This is a genomic window from uncultured Roseibium sp. (assembly GCF_963675095.2).
Lineage (GTDB): Bacteria > Pseudomonadota > Alphaproteobacteria > Rhizobiales > Stappiaceae > Roseibium.
On the sequence record NZ_CAXXSJ010000005.1, the window covers coordinates 1 to 14,527 of the forward strand.

The window sequence follows — 14,527 nt, forward strand, 5'->3', positions numbered from 1 at the left end:
GACCATGGCGTTCGCCGCCGTCTGCTTCTGCGCCGTGCTTGGTCACGAAACACCGGCTGGTGCGCAGACATCGGATCTGGTCTCACACAACGCCTTTCGGGTGTGCGCCGATTCCGGCGAACCTGCCCGTGTCGGACAAGAGCGGTGCCGGTTACGAAAACAGATTGGCGGAATTGTTCGCAGCGAAGCTTGAATTGCCGGTTACCTATACGTGGTATCCGATGGCGACCGGCTTTATTCGCAATACGCTGCGCGCCAAACCGGTGCGATGTGGTCATGGGCTATGCCCAGGGCCATGAACTTGTGCTGAACACCAATCACTACATGACGTCTGTCTACACGCTGATCGTGCCGAAGGACGGTGACCTCGCTGCGGTGACGACACTTTCGGATGACCGGCCTCAAGGGCAAACGGATCGGCATCATTGCCGGGTCGCCGCCTGCGACCCACATGGCGCGCAACGGCCTTATCGGCAAAGCCAAGCCCTATAACCTTGTGGTGGACCGACGCTATGAATCACCCTCTGTCGACATGCTCAAGGACCTGACGTCTGGCGATGTCGATGCGGCAATCCTTTGGGGCCCGATCGGCGGACCGCTGGTGAAGCAGGGCTATCCGGACCTGGAGGTCATACCGCTCATGAAGGAAACCCTGCCGCCCAATCTGTTCTACCGCATCACCATGGGTGTCCGGCAGGGGGAAAAGGTCTGGCAGCGCAAGCTCAATTCCCTGATCCGGCGGAATCAGAAGGAGATCGATGCGATCCTCATCGAGGCCGGCGTGCCGCTTCTGAATGATATGGGAACGGCGCTTTACGGAGAAGATAAGTGATGTTGCCCGTCGTCGCCGAAAGGCGGCGAAAAAACAAGCTACTCCTGACCCTGCTGCTCGCAGCCACCGTGATGATCTGGCCGGCTCTTGCTTCCTCGCAAACCGTGCCGGAGCCGGCCGGTTACCGGGAAGATCCTTATCGCGGGCCGGTCCCGGAGACGTTGCAAGGGGGCAACGGTCGTCTCGACTGCGGACGCCCACGTGCTTTGGAAAGCCGGGCAAACGGCCTTCATCGATGTGCTGCCGCGTGCGCCGAAGCCGAAGAACCTCCCCAAGGGAACGATCTGGCACGAAAAGCCCCGGCTTTCGATCCCGGGAAGCCTGTGGCTGCCCAATGTCGGTTACGGTAGGATCGCGGAGGTGACGGCAGACTATTTCCGCACCATCCTTGCTAAGGCAACGGGAGGCGACAGGAAACACGCGGTGCTGTTCTTCTGTCTCGATGAGTGCTGGATGTCCTGGAACGCCGCAAAGAGGGCGCTCGAATACGGCTATGAGACCGTTTACTGGTATCCGGATGGGACCGACGGCTGGACTTTCGAGGATTACCCGGTCGAAAGGGTCGAGCCGGAACCGGAGCCCGCAATAGGCTCCAGCCCCTCCGGGATATTCAAGCGGGCTGTTTCAGTAATCGGGTCAGTTCGCGTTCTACGTCCGAAACCGTGCCGTCCGAATCCGTCAGCTTGGCCCTGACACGCCGGGTGCCGGCCGGAACCGACAGGGTAACTTGCGGATTCTCACTCAAGGAGATACTTCCGCTCATGGTGGCGAAGGGGCGGCCGTTCAGCTCGATCTCCAGCGTCTCGACATAGCGGGCTGGAATGTAGAGCAGGGAGACCTGGTCCCTCTGCATGCCCGAATGGCTCGGGTGGCTGATTTCGACATCGAGCGCGAGGTCGTTGGTACTGCCGTTTCGCAATTTCCGGACGAGGCTTGCCGTATCGTTTAGCGGCCGGATGACGAGTTCCATCTGTCCCAGGGTCTCAAGCGCCAGGACCGGGTCGGTGCCTGGAGGTGCCGCACAGGCGCCTGACCGGAGGTCTTGATAAAGCTTTCCGCCATGAAGAGCTGGCCGTTCTCCAGCTCCGCAACCGCGTGGACCGGCGTCGGACCGTTGACACGCATCGTTGCGGCGAATTCGAAATCGGCGAGGGGGGCGGGCAAAGACAAGTTGCGCCGACACCGGCATCGGATTTTCATCGAGGATCAGCTGAAACGTCTTGATGCTGTGCCCCTCGGGTGCGGCCAGCCGGACAGTGACGCCGGTGCGGGCATCGTTTGTCGTACGGTAGGGAACCTCGATGCTGATCACTTCCTCGGAGACGCCGAGAAAACGCTCGCCATAGAGTTCCGAACGCAGATCCGGCCAGCTTCCTTCGCTCGCGGCAATCGGTCCCGACAGGAGAAAGGGAAGGAGGGCGGTGGCGATGAATGTCCGGCTCATGGTCCGGCGTGTCAGTTTTGTTGGCATGGAACGTCTCCTCCAGAAGTTTCGAGGATGAATTTTCCATCGGCGCGCGGACCGTCACCGGTCTCTATTTCGCCGATAACTTCGACAGTGTCCGGATCGATCAGGCTGACCGTATTGGAAAACCAGTTGGCCGAGACAATCAGCCTGCCGTCCGGTGTGCCGTCGATGCCTTCCGGATATTCGCCCACGTCCAGTGTGTCCTCGGGCAGGAAGTCGGAAAGCCGGTAGACGCTGACGGTGTCCGCATACTGGTCGGTCGTAAAGGCGCGCCCGGCGGCGAAAGCCACGCCGTAGGGGCGGGCGCCCACCGGCACCGTGGCAACGACCGATGCTGTTTCCGGGTCGATGACGGTGACGGAATCCGATCCGACATTCGCGGCATGAATCCGCCCTTGCGGATCGACGCTGATACCGAAGGGCCGTTCGCCCGCCGGAATGCGGCCCCGCAAGGTCATGTCCGGAAGGTTGAAGATCGAAACCTGGTTTGCATCCCGGTCGGCGGAGGCGAGCCAGCTGCCGTCTGCGCAGGCAACAATCATCTCCGCCGGCGCTCCACCGCGTTTTCAGTTCCCCGGTGAGCGTAAGATCTTCGGCATCCAGAACAAAGATGCGGGCATTGTACCAGTCCGATACGAAAACGAGACCGGATCCGGGATCGGCGGCAACGGCCATCGGTCCACCGGGCAGTTCGGCGCTCGCCAGGATCTCGCATGTGGAAAGGGAAAACCGGCGGACCGTCTTGCTGTGCCGGGCTGACCGTGTAGAAGGCGTTTTAACGGTGAACTGACCGCGATGCCGGCCGGCTTTCCGGGAACAGGTACCCGTCTGATTTCCTTGCGGCTTTCAAGATCCAGAACGCTGACATCGGAGCTGTTCTGGTTGGTCACGAAGGCAAAAGACCCCCGCGAGCGCTGTGCCGCTCGCGGGGGAGGTGAGGAGGATGCCTAGCAGAAGCCGCCTAGTTCCCGGAAAAAACGTGCGTGAAGGGCATCGAGGCCGGCCTTGTAAACGGCGGTAACGGCCGCGATGGCGGCTTCGTCGTTGAGGTTTTCAGGTGGATCGTTGTTGGGGTAGCCGCGATAGAACGCGCCCTTCCATTCGATCACGGACCCTCCATCCTTTCCCGGTTAGACGGTTAGAATGGGAGGAGTAATTGGTGACCGGCAGGACTTCCACTTTCACGTCCGTGATCCGGTAGGAGTAGCTCATCTTTTCGGCGCTGTATTTTGTACAGCACCTCCGAGATGGTCGGACCGCCTTCTTCGTTCAGTGTCAGGACCCGCGTAGCGTCTTTCGCATTGCCGCCTTCGCGCGGTCGTGGAATGGACAGCGGGGGTGCCAGCTCATGTCCTGGAAGTTGCCGATCACCGCCCAGACATCGGCGGGTGCTGCCGGCACTTCGGTCGTCAGCGCGAACTTCTGGCGCGTCGGTCCATGCGCTTGCGAAGAAGTGGCGAGAAAAAGGGATGTGAGCAGCATGGAAAGGGCCGCGATCAGTCTCAACAGCATGTCGTATTCATTCCTTGAAGAAGGCGGTTTTGAGGATGTAATTCATGCCACGGGTCCAGGACTGGTCCGTGTTTTGAGCGTATGTCGACGACACGGGCCCGCACGACCTTGCCGGTTTCGACCGCGCGCATGACCAGGTTCATGGACAGGATCAGGTTCGAGACTTTCTGAACGATGCCGACCAGAACGAAATCCGCACCGAGCTGTTTCGCCATGCGCACCTCGCAGCCATAGCAGTTGGCCGGATTGACGGTCTTTGCCAGGGTCTCCGAGATGGGAGACAGGTCCATCAGAACCATGCCTTCCTTGCGGTACCGGTCTTCAATCAGCTTGTCCAGCAGGGCGAGACGTTCGGTCTCGTCGGCCCTGACGCCGTTATAGGCGCCCTCGGTCGAGGTATCGAGAAATGTCAGTCCGAGAAAGGCGACCTTGCTGCCGGGGACAAATTCGTCCGCCGTTGCGAAAAACGGTCAGGACAAGCAACACAGCGAAGGCCAGAAACAGTCTCATGGACACATCTTAGGAGCGCGTCCGGTGTACCGCAATGGATCCTAAAGTATCGGTTTTTTTTGCAACTTGCTTGTCTGGCACACTCAAGAAAAAGCAGGATATGGGAAACGCCTTATATGACAGTACGCGCGCTGGTTCGCATTGGCGTGTTCTGCACGTTGCTCGCGGGGTATTTCGCGGGCTGGATGGCTTTGGCAGGCATCGTCACACCTGCAGCCGCGGTGGAGGTCAGGATCGGTATCGTCCGGGTCGACTATCCGGAGCTGGTGCCGATATCCCGATATGACCGCAAGCCGGATGACCTGGGCTTTGCAGGCGGCAAGCTCGGGGACGAGGACAATCAGACGACGGGATCTTTTCTCGGCCATCAATATTCCACGGTGACCGTGGCGACGCCGCCGGAGGACGTGGAAGCGGCAACGCGGAAGCTGACCGGAGAGGGGATCAGATATCTCGTGGTGCTCGGTCACGGCGAGGATGTCCTGCGCGTCGCCGATGCGGCGGGGACCGGATGTACTGGCGTTCAACGCGAGTGCTCCGGGACACGCGTCTGCGTGACGGCCGATTGCCGGGGCGAACCTGTTTCATGTGGCGCCGAGCCGGGCGATGCTGGCTGATGCGGTGGCGCAGTTCCTTATCTGGAAGAAATGGAACCGGTGGTTCCTGATCGAAGGGTCCCACCCGGACGACAAGAAGCTTGGCGTGGACTATCGCCGTTCGGCCGCCAAATTCGGCGCGAAGATCGTCGAGGAGCGGGTGTTCGAAGACACCGGCGGCTCCCGTCGGGCCGACAGCGGACATGTGCTGGTTCAACGCCAGATTCCGGTCTTCACCCAGGCGGCGGCGGACCACGACGTTATCGTCGCCGCGGACGAAAGCGATGTCTTCGCACTCTACCTGCCGTTCCACGCGTGGGATCCGCGCCCGGTCGCCGGATCCGCCGGGCTACGTCCGGTCAGCTTTCAAGCGGCACACGAAGCCTGGGGCGCGACCCAGTTTCAGCGCCGCTTCGAAAAATTGGCCGGCCGTTACATGCAGCCCGATTGACTACAATACCTGGCTGGCCGTCCGCGTGGTCGGAGGAGGCTGTGACACGCACGGGGGAGTGCGGACCCGAAAGTGCTCAAGACCTACATGCTCAGCGATGCGTTCGAACTGGCCGCGTTCAAGGGGCAGAAGGTCACCTTCCGATCATGGAATGGCCAGCTGCGCCAGCCGATCCTCCTGACAGACAGCAAGATCACGGTCAGCGTGTCGCCGCAGGAAGGCTTTCTCCATCAGCGATCTCCTCTGGACACTCTGGGGATCGATAAACCCGAATCCGCCTGCAAGGCGTTCGACAATTGAGGGCCCTGACATGATCCGGTCGGCAACAAGAAATTTCCCGCAACGGCTTGCGGTTCCGGCGGGCGCTTCTTGCCGGTCGTGGCCGTGGCCTGCTTTTCGGCGGTCGGCCCGGCGTGGGCGAATAAGGTTTTCGTTTCAAACGAGAAAGGCAATACGGTCACCGTCATCGACAGCAAGACCTGGGAGCCGGTCACGGAGTTTCCGGCCGGGAACAGACCCCGGGGGATCGGGATCACGCCCGGACGGCAAGCATCTTTATGTCTGCGCGTCCGATGACGACACCATCAAGGTTTTCGATGTAGAAACCCTCGACTTTCTGTGGCAATTGCCGTCCGGCCCCGATCCGGAATTCTTCGTGCTGAGTCCGGACGGCAGCGAACTCTTCGTTTCCAACGAGGACGACAACCTGGTCACGGTCGTCGACACTGCGAAAAAGGCGGGTGCTGGCGGAAATCCCGGTCGGCGTCGAGCCGGAGGGAATGGCAGTCAGCCCGGACCTGAAATACGTGGTCAATACGTCCGAGACAACCAACATGGCGCATTTCATCGCCACGGACGATTACAAGATCAAGTACAATGTGCTGGTCGATCAGCGGCCGCGTTATGCCCGCTTCACCAATGACGGAACGAAGCTTTTTGTCAGTTCCGAAATCGGCGGAACGGTGTCCGTCATCAACATGCTTGGCGAGAACGGGCCGGAACTGGAAGCGAAGATCGGATTTGAGGTGCCCGGGGTCCAGCCGGAATGGCTACAGCCAGTGGGGATGCGGATCACCTCCGACAACAAGTTTCTGTTCGTTGCCCTGGGGCCCGCGAACCGGGTCGCAGTCGTCGATGTGCAGAGCCATGAAGTCGTCCGCTATATCCTGGGTCGGACAGCGTGTGTGGCACCTGGAATTCACACCGGGACGAAAAGTACCTGATCACGACCAACGGAAATTCCAACGATGTGACGGTGATCGATGTGGCGGAGCAAGAGGCTGTCAAATCGATCCAGGTTGGCCAGCAGCCCTGGGGCGTGTGGTGGTCGCACCGAACTGAAAAAGAAAAAAGGCAGCCCCCGGTCAAGGTTGAGCATCGATGCGGCGGAACTTGATCGCGGTTGGCGAAAACGGGGGCGCACCTCAAGAAAGACAGGCAAGTACGGGAGGAAATCATGAACACTGCGGAAGACACTGGACGAGACGGAGTGAGACGCTCTTCATGGCGCCGGATCAGCCGACGGCTGTTTGTTGGGCTTGCCATTGCCGGTCTCGGGACGGCCCTGAGCCCCTTGTCCGGCGGAAATGAGGCCCAGGCTGCGGATCAACCCAAGCTTCGGGCCGCGGTTCTAAAGATCGGCACCGTCAACTGGGAACTGGACACCATCAAGCGGAACGGCTTCGACACGGCGAACGGGTTCGAGCTTGAGATGAAGCCTTATGCGGACAACGGTGCGACCCGTGTCGCCCTGGAAGGTGGCGAAGCGGACTTGGCCGTGGCCGACTGGATCTGGGTCGCGCGCCAACGGGCAGCCGGCAAGGATTATGTCTTCATTCCCTATTCGAAGGCTGTCGGCGGCATGGTGGTGCCTAAGGACAGCACCGCAAAGACCCTTGAGGACCTGAAGGGCAAGAAAATCGGCATCGCCGGCGGGCCGGTCGACAAGAGCTGGCTGATCCTGCGCGCCTATGCCCAGGAAAAATACGGTTTCGATCTTGCCGCTGAAACCGAACAGGTCTTCGGGGCGCCACCGCTCGTTTTCAAGGCAGGGCTCTCGGGTGAAACCGATGCCGCGATCAATTTCTGGCACTTCCTCGCCAAGATGAAGGCGGCCGGTATGCGCGAACTGATCTCGGTGGAGACCGCATCCAGCGAACTGGGCCTCGATCCCAATATTCCGCTGCTCGGATATGTGGTGAAGGAAAGCTATCTGAAGGACAATCCGCAGATGGCCAAGGCGCTTTACGGCGCATCCCGTGCGGCAAAAGACCTGCTGGCCAGTGACGATGCGGCCTGGGAGCCCCTGCGCGACCAGATGAACGTCAAGTCCGACGCGCAGTTCGAAACCCTTCGGCATGACTTCAGGGCTGGAATTCCGGCGCCGGGCAATGTCAACGAAGACGGGGCGGCGACATTCTTTGCGTTGATGGTCCGGCTTGGAGGCAAGAAGCTGGTTGGCGATGTAAGCGAGTTGCCGCCGGGTCTCTTCGTGAAAGTCGAGTAAAGGTCCTTGGCTCGTTCTGTCATCCGAACGGTTTCCCTGCTTGGCTTCGTCCTGTTTTGGACGATCGCTGCCTGGATCAATGGGGATCCGTCGGTGTTGCCGTCGCCCGCCGATCTGGTCCGGCCGTTCCTGTCGGAACTGGCGTCCGGAGAGCTGCTTTATCACCTGGGCGTCACCGTCGCCCGGGTGATTGCGGCCTTTTGCCTGGCCATGAGCATCGGCACCGTTCTCGGGCTGCTCATGGGAACGAACCCGGAGCTCGACCAGTGGCTCGATCCCTGGCTGGTGGTCTTTCTCAACCTGCCGGCTCTCGTTCTGATCGTGCTCTGCTATCTCTGGATCGGGCTGAACGAGACGGCGGCCATCATGGCCGTGACGCTCAACAAGATCCCGAACGTCACCACGATCATTCGGGAAGGCGCCCGGGCGCTCGATCCGGACCTGAAAGCCATGGCACAGGTGTTCCGCATGCGCCGGCCGGTCTATCTCCGTCACGTGATCCTGCCGCAGCTTGCCCCCTTCATTACCGGGGCTGCGCGGTCCGGCATGGCCGTCATCTGGAAGATCGTGCTGGTGGTCGAGTTCCTGGGTCGGTCTAACGGGATCGGATTCCAGATCCACCTCTATTTCCAGCTGTTCGATGTGGCCATGGTGCTGGTCTATTCGCTCAGTTTCATCGGTTTCATGCTGGTGGTGGAATGGCTGTTGCTGCAGCCGGCCGAACGGCGGGTGCGGGCATGGAGGCTGGCGTGATCCAGGTCGATATCAAGTCGAAGGCCTTCGGCAGGACCCAGGTCCTCAAGGATGTCGCCTTCATGCTCAAGCCCGGTGAATGTCTTGCGATCCTGGGGAAATCCGGCGTGGGCAAGTCCACGCTGCTGCGTCTGGTGGCCGGTATCGATACGGATTTCGAAGGCACTGTCCAGCGGCCGGAGGCCATGGCCTTCGTCTTTCAGGAACCGACGCTTCTGCCCTGGCGCAGCGCGCTCGACAATCTGCTGCTCGTTCATCCCGACCTGTCGGAGGTCGGGGCGCGCGAAAGCTTGCGCAAGGTCGGGCTCTGGGACAAGGCGGACCAGTTTCCGGGGCAATTGTCCTTAGGCCAACAGCGGCGGCTGGCGCTGGCAAGGGCCTTCGCCGGAAAGCCGGAGCTGCTGATCCTGGACGAACCTTTCGTGTCGCTGGACGAAAAGACGGCAGCCGAGATGGTTGCCCTGACACGGGACCTGATGAACGAGGTCGGCCCGGCAACCCTGTTCGTGACCCACGAAAGGGAAGAGGCGCGGCAGTTGGCCGACCGGACCCTGGAACTTGCCGGAACGCCGGCAACCGTCGTTCCCAATGTGGTTCATCCGGTTTTTCACAAGGGGGAAGTGAAATGAGAAAATTTTTCGTACTCGGCCTTACGGCCATTGCTCTGATCTTGCCGGCTCAGGCGCATGAACTCGGCTTTGCCGGCCTTCTGTCCAAGTCGAACAAGGAGGAATTGCCGGAACTGACGCTTGCGTCGGGAAAACCGGTTGCAGAGGGGCCGCTGGTTCTCAAATCCGGCACCCTCTACGAGATCGAGATTACCGCCGACGGGTCTGCCGAACTCGGTCTTGAAGGGCCGGGGTTCTTTCGGGCAATCTGGGTCAACGAGGTGGTGATCAACGGCCTGGAAGTTCGTCCCTTCGGTCTGGAGAGCGTCGAGTTCGACCAGGCCGGGACCATGGAAATCGAGTTTCTGGCGATCAAACCGGGACGCTATTTCCTGCGCCAACCGGGGACGACCGGCGAAAGCCAGCGTGTCGAGATCACCATCCAGTAGGTCTAAGACCCGGGGTCACATGAACGTCTTTTCGGTCCAGAATGTCAGCTACAGCTACGGTGCCAAAAAGGCGCTCGATGATGTGACAATCGAACTGGAGGCAGGGCGGTTTTGCGCCCTGCTGGGACCGAACGGCGCCGGCAAGTCGACCTTGTTCAACCTGCTGACCCATCTGTTTGTGACCCGCAACGGCAGCATCCGGATCGCCGGATACGATCTTGCGAAGGAGCCGCGCAAGGCGCTTGCCCGGCTCGGTGTCGTGTTTCAACAGCCGACGCTCGATCTCGACATGTCCGTTGCCTGGAACCTGTCCTACTTCGCGGCGCTCCAGGGTCTTTCCGGCGCGCGGGTGACGACGCGGATCGATTCTGTTCTCGACCGGCTGGATATGCGCGAGCGGGCGACGGAAAAGGTCCGCGCGCTGAATGGAGGCCACAGGCGGCGCATGGAAATCGCCCGGGCGCTGATCCACGAGCCGGAGGTTCTGTTGCTGGATGAGCCAACCGTCGGGCTCGATGCGCCCAGCCGGACGGCGATTACCGCCTATGCCCATGACCTGGCGGACAGCGGGCTCCTGATTTTCTGGGCGACCCATCTGGTCGATGAAATCCGGCCGGCCGACGATGTTGTCGTCCTGCACAAGGGTCAGGTTCTGGCCCATGAACGGGCAAGTGTTCTGGCCGGAGACGGCAGCCTTGTCGATGCCTTCACCGCGCTGACGCGGGACAAGGCGCGTGAGGGCGAGGGGGAGGTGGCGATATGACCGCCTATCTGGTGGCGCTCAGGGCCATCGTTGTCCGGGAAGCCTGGCGGTTCCTCAATCAGCGGAGCCGCTTTCTGTCTTCGCTGGTGCGCCCCATGGTCTGGCTCGTGGTCTTTGCTGCCGGGTTTCGCGCGGCCCTCGGGCTTTCGATCATTCCGCCCTACCAGACCTATATCACCTATGAGGTCTATATCGTGCCGGGCCTGTGCGGCATGATCCAGCTCTTCAATGCCATGCAGTCTTCCCTGTCTCTGGTCTACGACCGGGAGATGGGGTCGATGCGCCTGCTGCTCACCAGTCCGCTGCCGCGCAGCTGGCTGCTGTTCTGCAAGCTTATGGCCGGTACGGCCGTCTCGATCCTGCAGGTCTATGTCTTTCTGGGCCTGGCCGCCCTTTTCGGGATCGAAATGCCCGCGATGGGCTACGTCTACGTTCTGCCGGCGCTGATCGTGTCGGGCCTGATGCTGGGCGCGCTCGGGCTGTTGATTTCCTCCACGATCCGGCAACTGGAAAATTTCGCCGGGGTGATGAACTTCGTCATCTTCCCGATGTTCTTCCTGTCCTCCGCGCTTTATCCGCTTTGGAAGATGCAGGAAAGCTCCAAGCTCCTGCGCGACATATGCGCCTTCAATCCGTTCACCCACGCAGTGGAACTGATCCGTTTCGCACTCTACGGTCAGTTCAACGGCTTCGCACTTTTATGGGTTGCGGTTGCTTTCGTTATCTGTGCGCTTGGCGCTCTGTGGGGCTATGATCCAGCCCGTACGATGCTTCGCGGCAAGCGCGGTTGATAAAGGCCGTGAGTGGCTGAAAACCGAGACTTTCCGCTGTATTGCCTCAATCGGGGTTTGTCCCAATGCTAACAGGGCAAAGATGGTACTGACGTATCGTCATGTAAGCGGAGGAAACCCTATGATCAAATTGCATCCGGCCATTGATAATGGCTTTCCGCCAGCAAAGGCGGGCTTTGCCGGTGGGACGCTGAAATGCCATTGCGCGACCAACCCGGTGACCGTGGAAGTCGCCGCGCAGACGGCGCACAATCATGCCTGCGGCTGCACCAAATGCTGGAAGCCGGCGGGCGCGATTTTCTCGCAGATCGCCGTGGTCGACCGGAACAAGGTCAAGGTCACGTCCGGCGAGGAAAAACTCCACGTCGTCGATCCCAACGCGGCCATCCAGCGCCATGCCTGCAAAGAGTGCGGCGTGCATATGTTCGGCCGTATCGAAAACACGGGCCATCCCTTCTACGGCCTCGATTTCGTCCATACCGAACTGAGCGATCAGGATGGCTGGTCGCCGCCCGAGTTCGCGGCCTTCGTGTCGTCGGTCATTGAAAGCGGCGTCAGCCCGGACAAGATGCCGGAAATCCGCGCAAGGCTGAAGGAACTCGGTCTGCAGCCCTACGACGCCCTGTCGCCCGCGCTGATGGATGCGATCGCGACCCATGTCGCTAAACAGAGCGGCGTCCTCGCGGCCTGACGGCTGCACAGAAGATGTGTCCACCTCCCAGGACCAGCTGGAGCATCCTGCGTTCAGGCGAATGCAGGGTGCTCCATTTTTATGGCGTTTCGCAGCCGCCTGGGGAAACGCCGCATGCGATCGCGAGAAGCGCATTGTCGTTGGCCCCGGTTTGTACAGCCGTTTTGGCCGCGTAACCAACACCCAGTCGATCGCTCTCGCGGAGAGCGTCGGAATTCTGTAGTTTTCAGGAAGGGCGGGTGGCTACCCAGTCCGGACTCGAATAGGAGTTGTAAATCGTTAATATCTGCGGGGTTTAGTCGGAGTTTGTGCAGCAGTATGTGCAGCAAAATACGCAAGAAATCCCGATTCTAGGAAACTTCGAAAATTCGCTGTTTTGTGCCGGTTTTTTTGCGAATCCTGCCGTTCCGGGTCCACCATCTTTCGAGGTCGCTGGCGCATCTTTTACGCGACCTCCGACCGATTGGAGGCAAAGGAGTTATGCAATTCGTTGCATGGTACCTTGGACAACGCGATCCAATGGCTTTCCGGCTCCCGTGAAGCTTCACATCCTGTGACATGACGGGTGCATCCGGGCACTGAAAAAGAGGGGCCCGCAGGCCCCTCAAGTACTTTTCACTACTGGATTTTCTTGCTTATAGCGCGTTGATTTTTTCCAGCATGCCTGCCGGCCAGGATTCAGAGAGGGGAGAAGACTTGTACTTCTCCTGGGCATAGTCCTGGAAGGCCTTGACGTCGGGCGTATAGACCTTCAGGCCTTCACCCTTGAAGAAGTCGACCAGATCGGCTTCCTGCTGGATGTACTGCTGGTTGCTCCACTCGAAGCCTTTGCGGGCTGCATCCTTGACCGTCTTCTGCTGCTCTGGGGTGAGTTTGTCGAAGACTTCGGCACTCATGACCAGGATGCCGAAGCCGACGTTATGGCTGGTCAGCACGATCTGGTTGGTCACCTCGTAGAACTTCATCGCCTTGTCGTTGGGTAGCGGGTTGTCCTGGCCGTCGATCACGCCGGTCTGAAGTGCGACATAGACTTCGGAATAGGCGACCGGAACCGGGTTGGCACCGAGCGAAGCGCCCAGGAACTGCCAGCTTTCGCCACCCGGCATGCGCAGCTTCACGCCATCCATGTCGGCCGGGGTCTTGATCTCCTTGTCACCGCGGAGATTGACCTGGCGGGTGCCGTAGTAGGACACGCCGATGATCTCGACGCCGAGCTTTTCGCGGGCGAGTTTGCGGAACGTGTCGCCGACTTCGCTGTCGAAGACTTTCTGCAGATGCTCCGCATCGCGGATCACGTAGGCAGCGCCCAGAATGTCGAACTCCGGAACCTGCTTGGCGAAGTCGGACGGCGGCAACAGGGCCATCTGGGCATTGCCGCGCTGGATGGCGACCAGCTCGGTTCCCTGCTTGACGAGGGTGCCGCTGAAGTAGGGCTTGAAGTCGAAATCGTCGCCGATTTCCTTGGCGAAGATATCGGTCAAAGCGACCGAACGCGGCACGTTGGGCGGGTTCACATCCGGAAAGATCAGTTCGATCTTGTCTTTCGCCATGGCAGCAGAGCCGAGGCTGGCGGCAAAGGCGCCGGCCAGGGCAAGGGTTTTCACTGTATTCCAATTCATCGGGTAACTCCTCCTGTTTCCTCCCGAAATCGGTGGTATCGCGACGTCAGACGTCGAAGCGATTCTCTGGCACACCCTGGCCCACGCCATGGATCGCCAGCAGCGCGCCGGCCAGGGGCTCGGCTGCGCGCTGGGCGTCATCCAGGAACTTGAAGGCCGTGGTGACATAAAGCGTCTTGAAATCCGGTCCGCCGAAACACAGGCAGGTCGGATTGGTGGCGGGCAGGGGAATTTCCAGATCGATCCGGCCATCCGGCGCGTATCGAACGATTTTTCCGCCCGCGAAAAAGGCAGCCCACAGGCAACCGTCCGCATCGACACAGGCGCCGTCGGGGCGGTCTCCGGTTGCTGAATAGTCGGCGAAGATCTTCGTGTCCGTGACGACGCCGTCGTCCGGGTCGATCGCCAGCACGTAGGACAGATGCCGGCGGGTGTCGGTGAAGTAGACGAGCTTGCCGTCCGGGGAAAAGGCGATGCCGTTGGCGACGATGACCCCGTCCATGATCGTGGCGACCGTGCCGTCCGGACCGACCCTGTAAAGATTGCCGTTCGGACGATGAAGCTGATTGTCCATCGTGCCGATCCAAAGCCGCCCGCGGGCGTCGACCCGGCCGTCGTTGAGCCGGTTGTCGAGGCCGGGCTCAACTTCGGCCAGAGGGGTGCCAGTGCCGCCGGGCGTGTCTGTCAGGCACAGGGCAAGGTCTTCGGCAAGCAGGTGTCGGCCGGACCGGGTCAGGGCCTGGCTGCCGAGGAATGTGCAGTCGCGCTCGTATCTTTCCAGCTCGCCCGTTGACGGCGTCAGCGCGAAAAGCGTGGGCTGTTCGATATCGAGCCACCACAGTTTCTGCTCCCGTTCGCACCAGAGCGGCGTTTCGCCCAGCTGGTTCGAAACATTCGCCACACATTCAATGTCCGGTCGTGCGATCACTTCCACCCTGTCACCATTCTTCATTATAAATCAGCGACTTAATTCTAAGA

General features: G+C 60.4%; 13 protein-coding genes and 7 pseudogenes. 11 read left to right on the top strand and 9 right to left on the bottom strand.

Translation table 11 applies throughout. The features are described from left to right. The first annotated feature begins 4 nt into the window (after positions 1-4). Positions 5-832, top strand: a pseudogene (locus tag ABIN98_RS02765) (substrate-binding domain-containing protein). Next, positions 832-1,408: pseudogene (locus ABIN98_RS02770) on the top strand (PQQ-dependent catabolism-associated CXXCW motif protein); the annotation flags it as partial. The pseudogenes ABIN98_RS02765 and ABIN98_RS02770, both read left to right, overlap by 1 nt. Before the next feature lie 34 nt (positions 1,409-1,442). Here ABIN98_RS02770 and ABIN98_RS02775 read toward each other — a convergent pair. The 7 genes and pseudogenes from ABIN98_RS02775 to ABIN98_RS02805 form a co-directional block, all read right to left on the bottom strand. Beyond that, entirely contained in the window at positions 1,443-1,802 is a 360-nt protein-coding gene (locus ABIN98_RS02775) for a thiosulfate oxidation carrier complex protein SoxZ (protein ID WP_394701414.1), read from the bottom strand. After that, entirely contained in the window at positions 1,778-2,032 is a 255-nt protein-coding gene (locus tag ABIN98_RS02780) for a thiosulfate oxidation carrier protein SoxY (protein WP_394701415.1), read from the bottom strand. The genes ABIN98_RS02775 and ABIN98_RS02780 overlap by 25 nt, the downstream gene beginning before the upstream one ends. Next, positions 1,998-2,303, bottom strand: a pseudogene (locus ABIN98_RS02785) (thiosulfate oxidation carrier protein SoxY); the annotation flags it as partial. The pseudogene ABIN98_RS02785 and the gene ABIN98_RS02780, both read right to left, overlap by 35 nt. Continuing rightward, positions 2,288-2,842, bottom strand: coding sequence for a hypothetical protein (locus tag ABIN98_RS02790; RefSeq protein ID WP_346907207.1), 555 nt, complete (start codon positions 2,840-2,842; stop codon positions 2,288-2,290). The pseudogene ABIN98_RS02785 and the gene ABIN98_RS02790, both read right to left, overlap by 16 nt. Before the next feature lie 24 nt (positions 2,843-2,866). Continuing rightward, positions 2,867-3,190: a YncE family protein gene (locus tag ABIN98_RS02795; protein ID WP_394701411.1), complete on the bottom strand. Its 324-nt coding sequence runs from the start codon at positions 3,188-3,190 to the stop codon at positions 2,867-2,869. Positions 3,191-3,247: 57 nt separating this feature from the next. Then, positions 3,248-3,812: pseudogene (locus tag ABIN98_RS02800) on the bottom strand (SRPBCC family protein). A 7-nt stretch (positions 3,813-3,819) separates the two neighbouring features. Beyond that, positions 3,820-4,225, bottom strand: a pseudogene (locus ABIN98_RS02805) (DUF3280 domain-containing protein). Positions 4,226-4,507: 282 nt separating this feature from the next. Here ABIN98_RS02805 and ABIN98_RS02810 point away from each other — a divergent pair. The 9 genes and pseudogenes from ABIN98_RS02810 to gfa all read left to right on the top strand — a co-directional run bounded on the left by ABIN98_RS02810 (position 4,508) and on the right by gfa (position 11,930). Next, positions 4,508-5,669, top strand: a pseudogene (locus ABIN98_RS02810) (ABC transporter substrate-binding protein). Between the two features lie 69 nt (positions 5,670-5,738). Further along, a pseudogene (locus ABIN98_RS02815) lies at positions 5,739-6,765 on the top strand (PQQ-dependent catabolism-associated beta-propeller protein). 60 nt (positions 6,766-6,825) lie between these two features. Beyond that, positions 6,826-7,875 carry an ABC transporter substrate-binding protein gene (locus ABIN98_RS02820; protein ID WP_346907215.1) on the top strand — a complete coding sequence of 350 codons (1,050 nt, stop codon included), beginning with the start codon at positions 6,826-6,828 and terminating at the stop codon, positions 7,873-7,875. 6 nt (positions 7,876-7,881) lie between these two features. Continuing rightward, the gene (locus ABIN98_RS02825; RefSeq protein WP_346907217.1) at positions 7,882-8,628 is read left to right on the top strand and encodes an ABC transporter permease; all 747 of its coding nucleotides are present in this window, start codon (positions 7,882-7,884) and stop codon (positions 8,626-8,628) included. Beyond that, positions 8,625-9,257 carry an ATP-binding cassette domain-containing protein gene (locus ABIN98_RS02830; protein WP_346907219.1) on the top strand — a complete coding sequence of 211 codons (633 nt, stop codon included), beginning with the start codon at positions 8,625-8,627 and terminating at the stop codon, positions 9,255-9,257. The genes ABIN98_RS02825 and ABIN98_RS02830 overlap by 4 nt, the downstream gene beginning before the upstream one ends. Next, entirely contained in the window at positions 9,254-9,685 is a 432-nt protein-coding gene (locus ABIN98_RS02835; protein WP_346907221.1) for a hypothetical protein, read from the top strand. The genes ABIN98_RS02830 and ABIN98_RS02835 overlap by 4 nt, the downstream gene beginning before the upstream one ends. 19 nt (positions 9,686-9,704) lie before the next feature. Beyond that, complete coding sequence (locus ABIN98_RS02840; protein WP_346907223.1) at positions 9,705-10,448, top strand: ABC transporter ATP-binding protein; 744 nt, start codon at positions 9,705-9,707, stop codon at positions 10,446-10,448. Beyond that, positions 10,445-11,239, top strand: coding sequence for an ABC transporter permease (locus ABIN98_RS02845; protein WP_346907225.1), 795 nt, complete (start codon positions 10,445-10,447; stop codon positions 11,237-11,239). Before ABIN98_RS02840 ends, ABIN98_RS02845 begins: the two co-directional genes overlap by 4 nt. A 121-nt stretch (positions 11,240-11,360) precedes the next feature. Beyond that, positions 11,361-11,930 carry an S-(hydroxymethyl)glutathione synthase gene (gene gfa, locus ABIN98_RS02850; RefSeq protein WP_346907227.1) on the top strand — a complete coding sequence of 190 codons (570 nt, stop codon included), beginning with the start codon at positions 11,361-11,363 and terminating at the stop codon, positions 11,928-11,930. Between the two features lie 635 nt (positions 11,931-12,565). Here the strand turns inward: gfa and ABIN98_RS02855 are convergent. Both ABIN98_RS02855 and ABIN98_RS02860 read right to left on the bottom strand, forming a co-directional pair. Then, positions 12,566-13,549, bottom strand: coding sequence for a sialic acid TRAP transporter substrate-binding protein SiaP (locus ABIN98_RS02855; RefSeq protein WP_346907229.1), 984 nt, complete (start codon positions 13,547-13,549; stop codon positions 12,566-12,568). 46 nt (positions 13,550-13,595) lie between these two features. After that, entirely contained in the window at positions 13,596-14,450 is an 855-nt protein-coding gene (locus ABIN98_RS02860) for an SMP-30/gluconolactonase/LRE family protein (RefSeq protein WP_346907231.1), read from the bottom strand. Positions 14,451-14,527: the final 77 nt, after the last annotated feature.

What these genes read in the sequence shown, in the direction of transcription:
- ABIN98_RS02775 (WP_394701414.1), bottom strand. Translation starts at nt 1,802, where the DNA reads ATGGAACTCGTCATCCGGCCGCTAAACGATACGGCAAGCCTCGTCCGG.
- ABIN98_RS02780 (WP_394701415.1), bottom strand. Translation starts at nt 2,032, where the DNA reads ATGAAAATCCGATGCCGGTGTCGGCGCAACTTGTCTTTGCCCGCCCCC.
- ABIN98_RS02790 (WP_346907207.1), bottom strand. Translation starts at nt 2,842, where the DNA reads ATGATTGTTGCCTGCGCAGACGGCAGCTGGCTCGCCTCCGCCGACCGG.
- ABIN98_RS02820 (WP_346907215.1), top strand. Translation starts at nt 6,826, where the DNA reads ATGAACACTGCGGAAGACACTGGACGAGACGGAGTGAGACGCTCTTCA.
- ABIN98_RS02835 (WP_346907221.1), top strand. Translation starts at nt 9,254, where the DNA reads ATGAGAAAATTTTTCGTACTCGGCCTTACGGCCATTGCTCTGATCTTG.
- ABIN98_RS02840 (WP_346907223.1), top strand. Translation starts at nt 9,705, where the DNA reads ATGAACGTCTTTTCGGTCCAGAATGTCAGCTACAGCTACGGTGCCAAA.
- ABIN98_RS02845 (WP_346907225.1), top strand. Translation starts at nt 10,445, where the DNA reads ATGACCGCCTATCTGGTGGCGCTCAGGGCCATCGTTGTCCGGGAAGCC.
- gfa (WP_346907227.1), top strand. Translation starts at nt 11,361, where the DNA reads ATGATCAAATTGCATCCGGCCATTGATAATGGCTTTCCGCCAGCAAAG.
- ABIN98_RS02855 (WP_346907229.1), bottom strand. Translation starts at nt 13,549, where the DNA reads ATGAATTGGAATACAGTGAAAACCCTTGCCCTGGCCGGCGCCTTTGCC.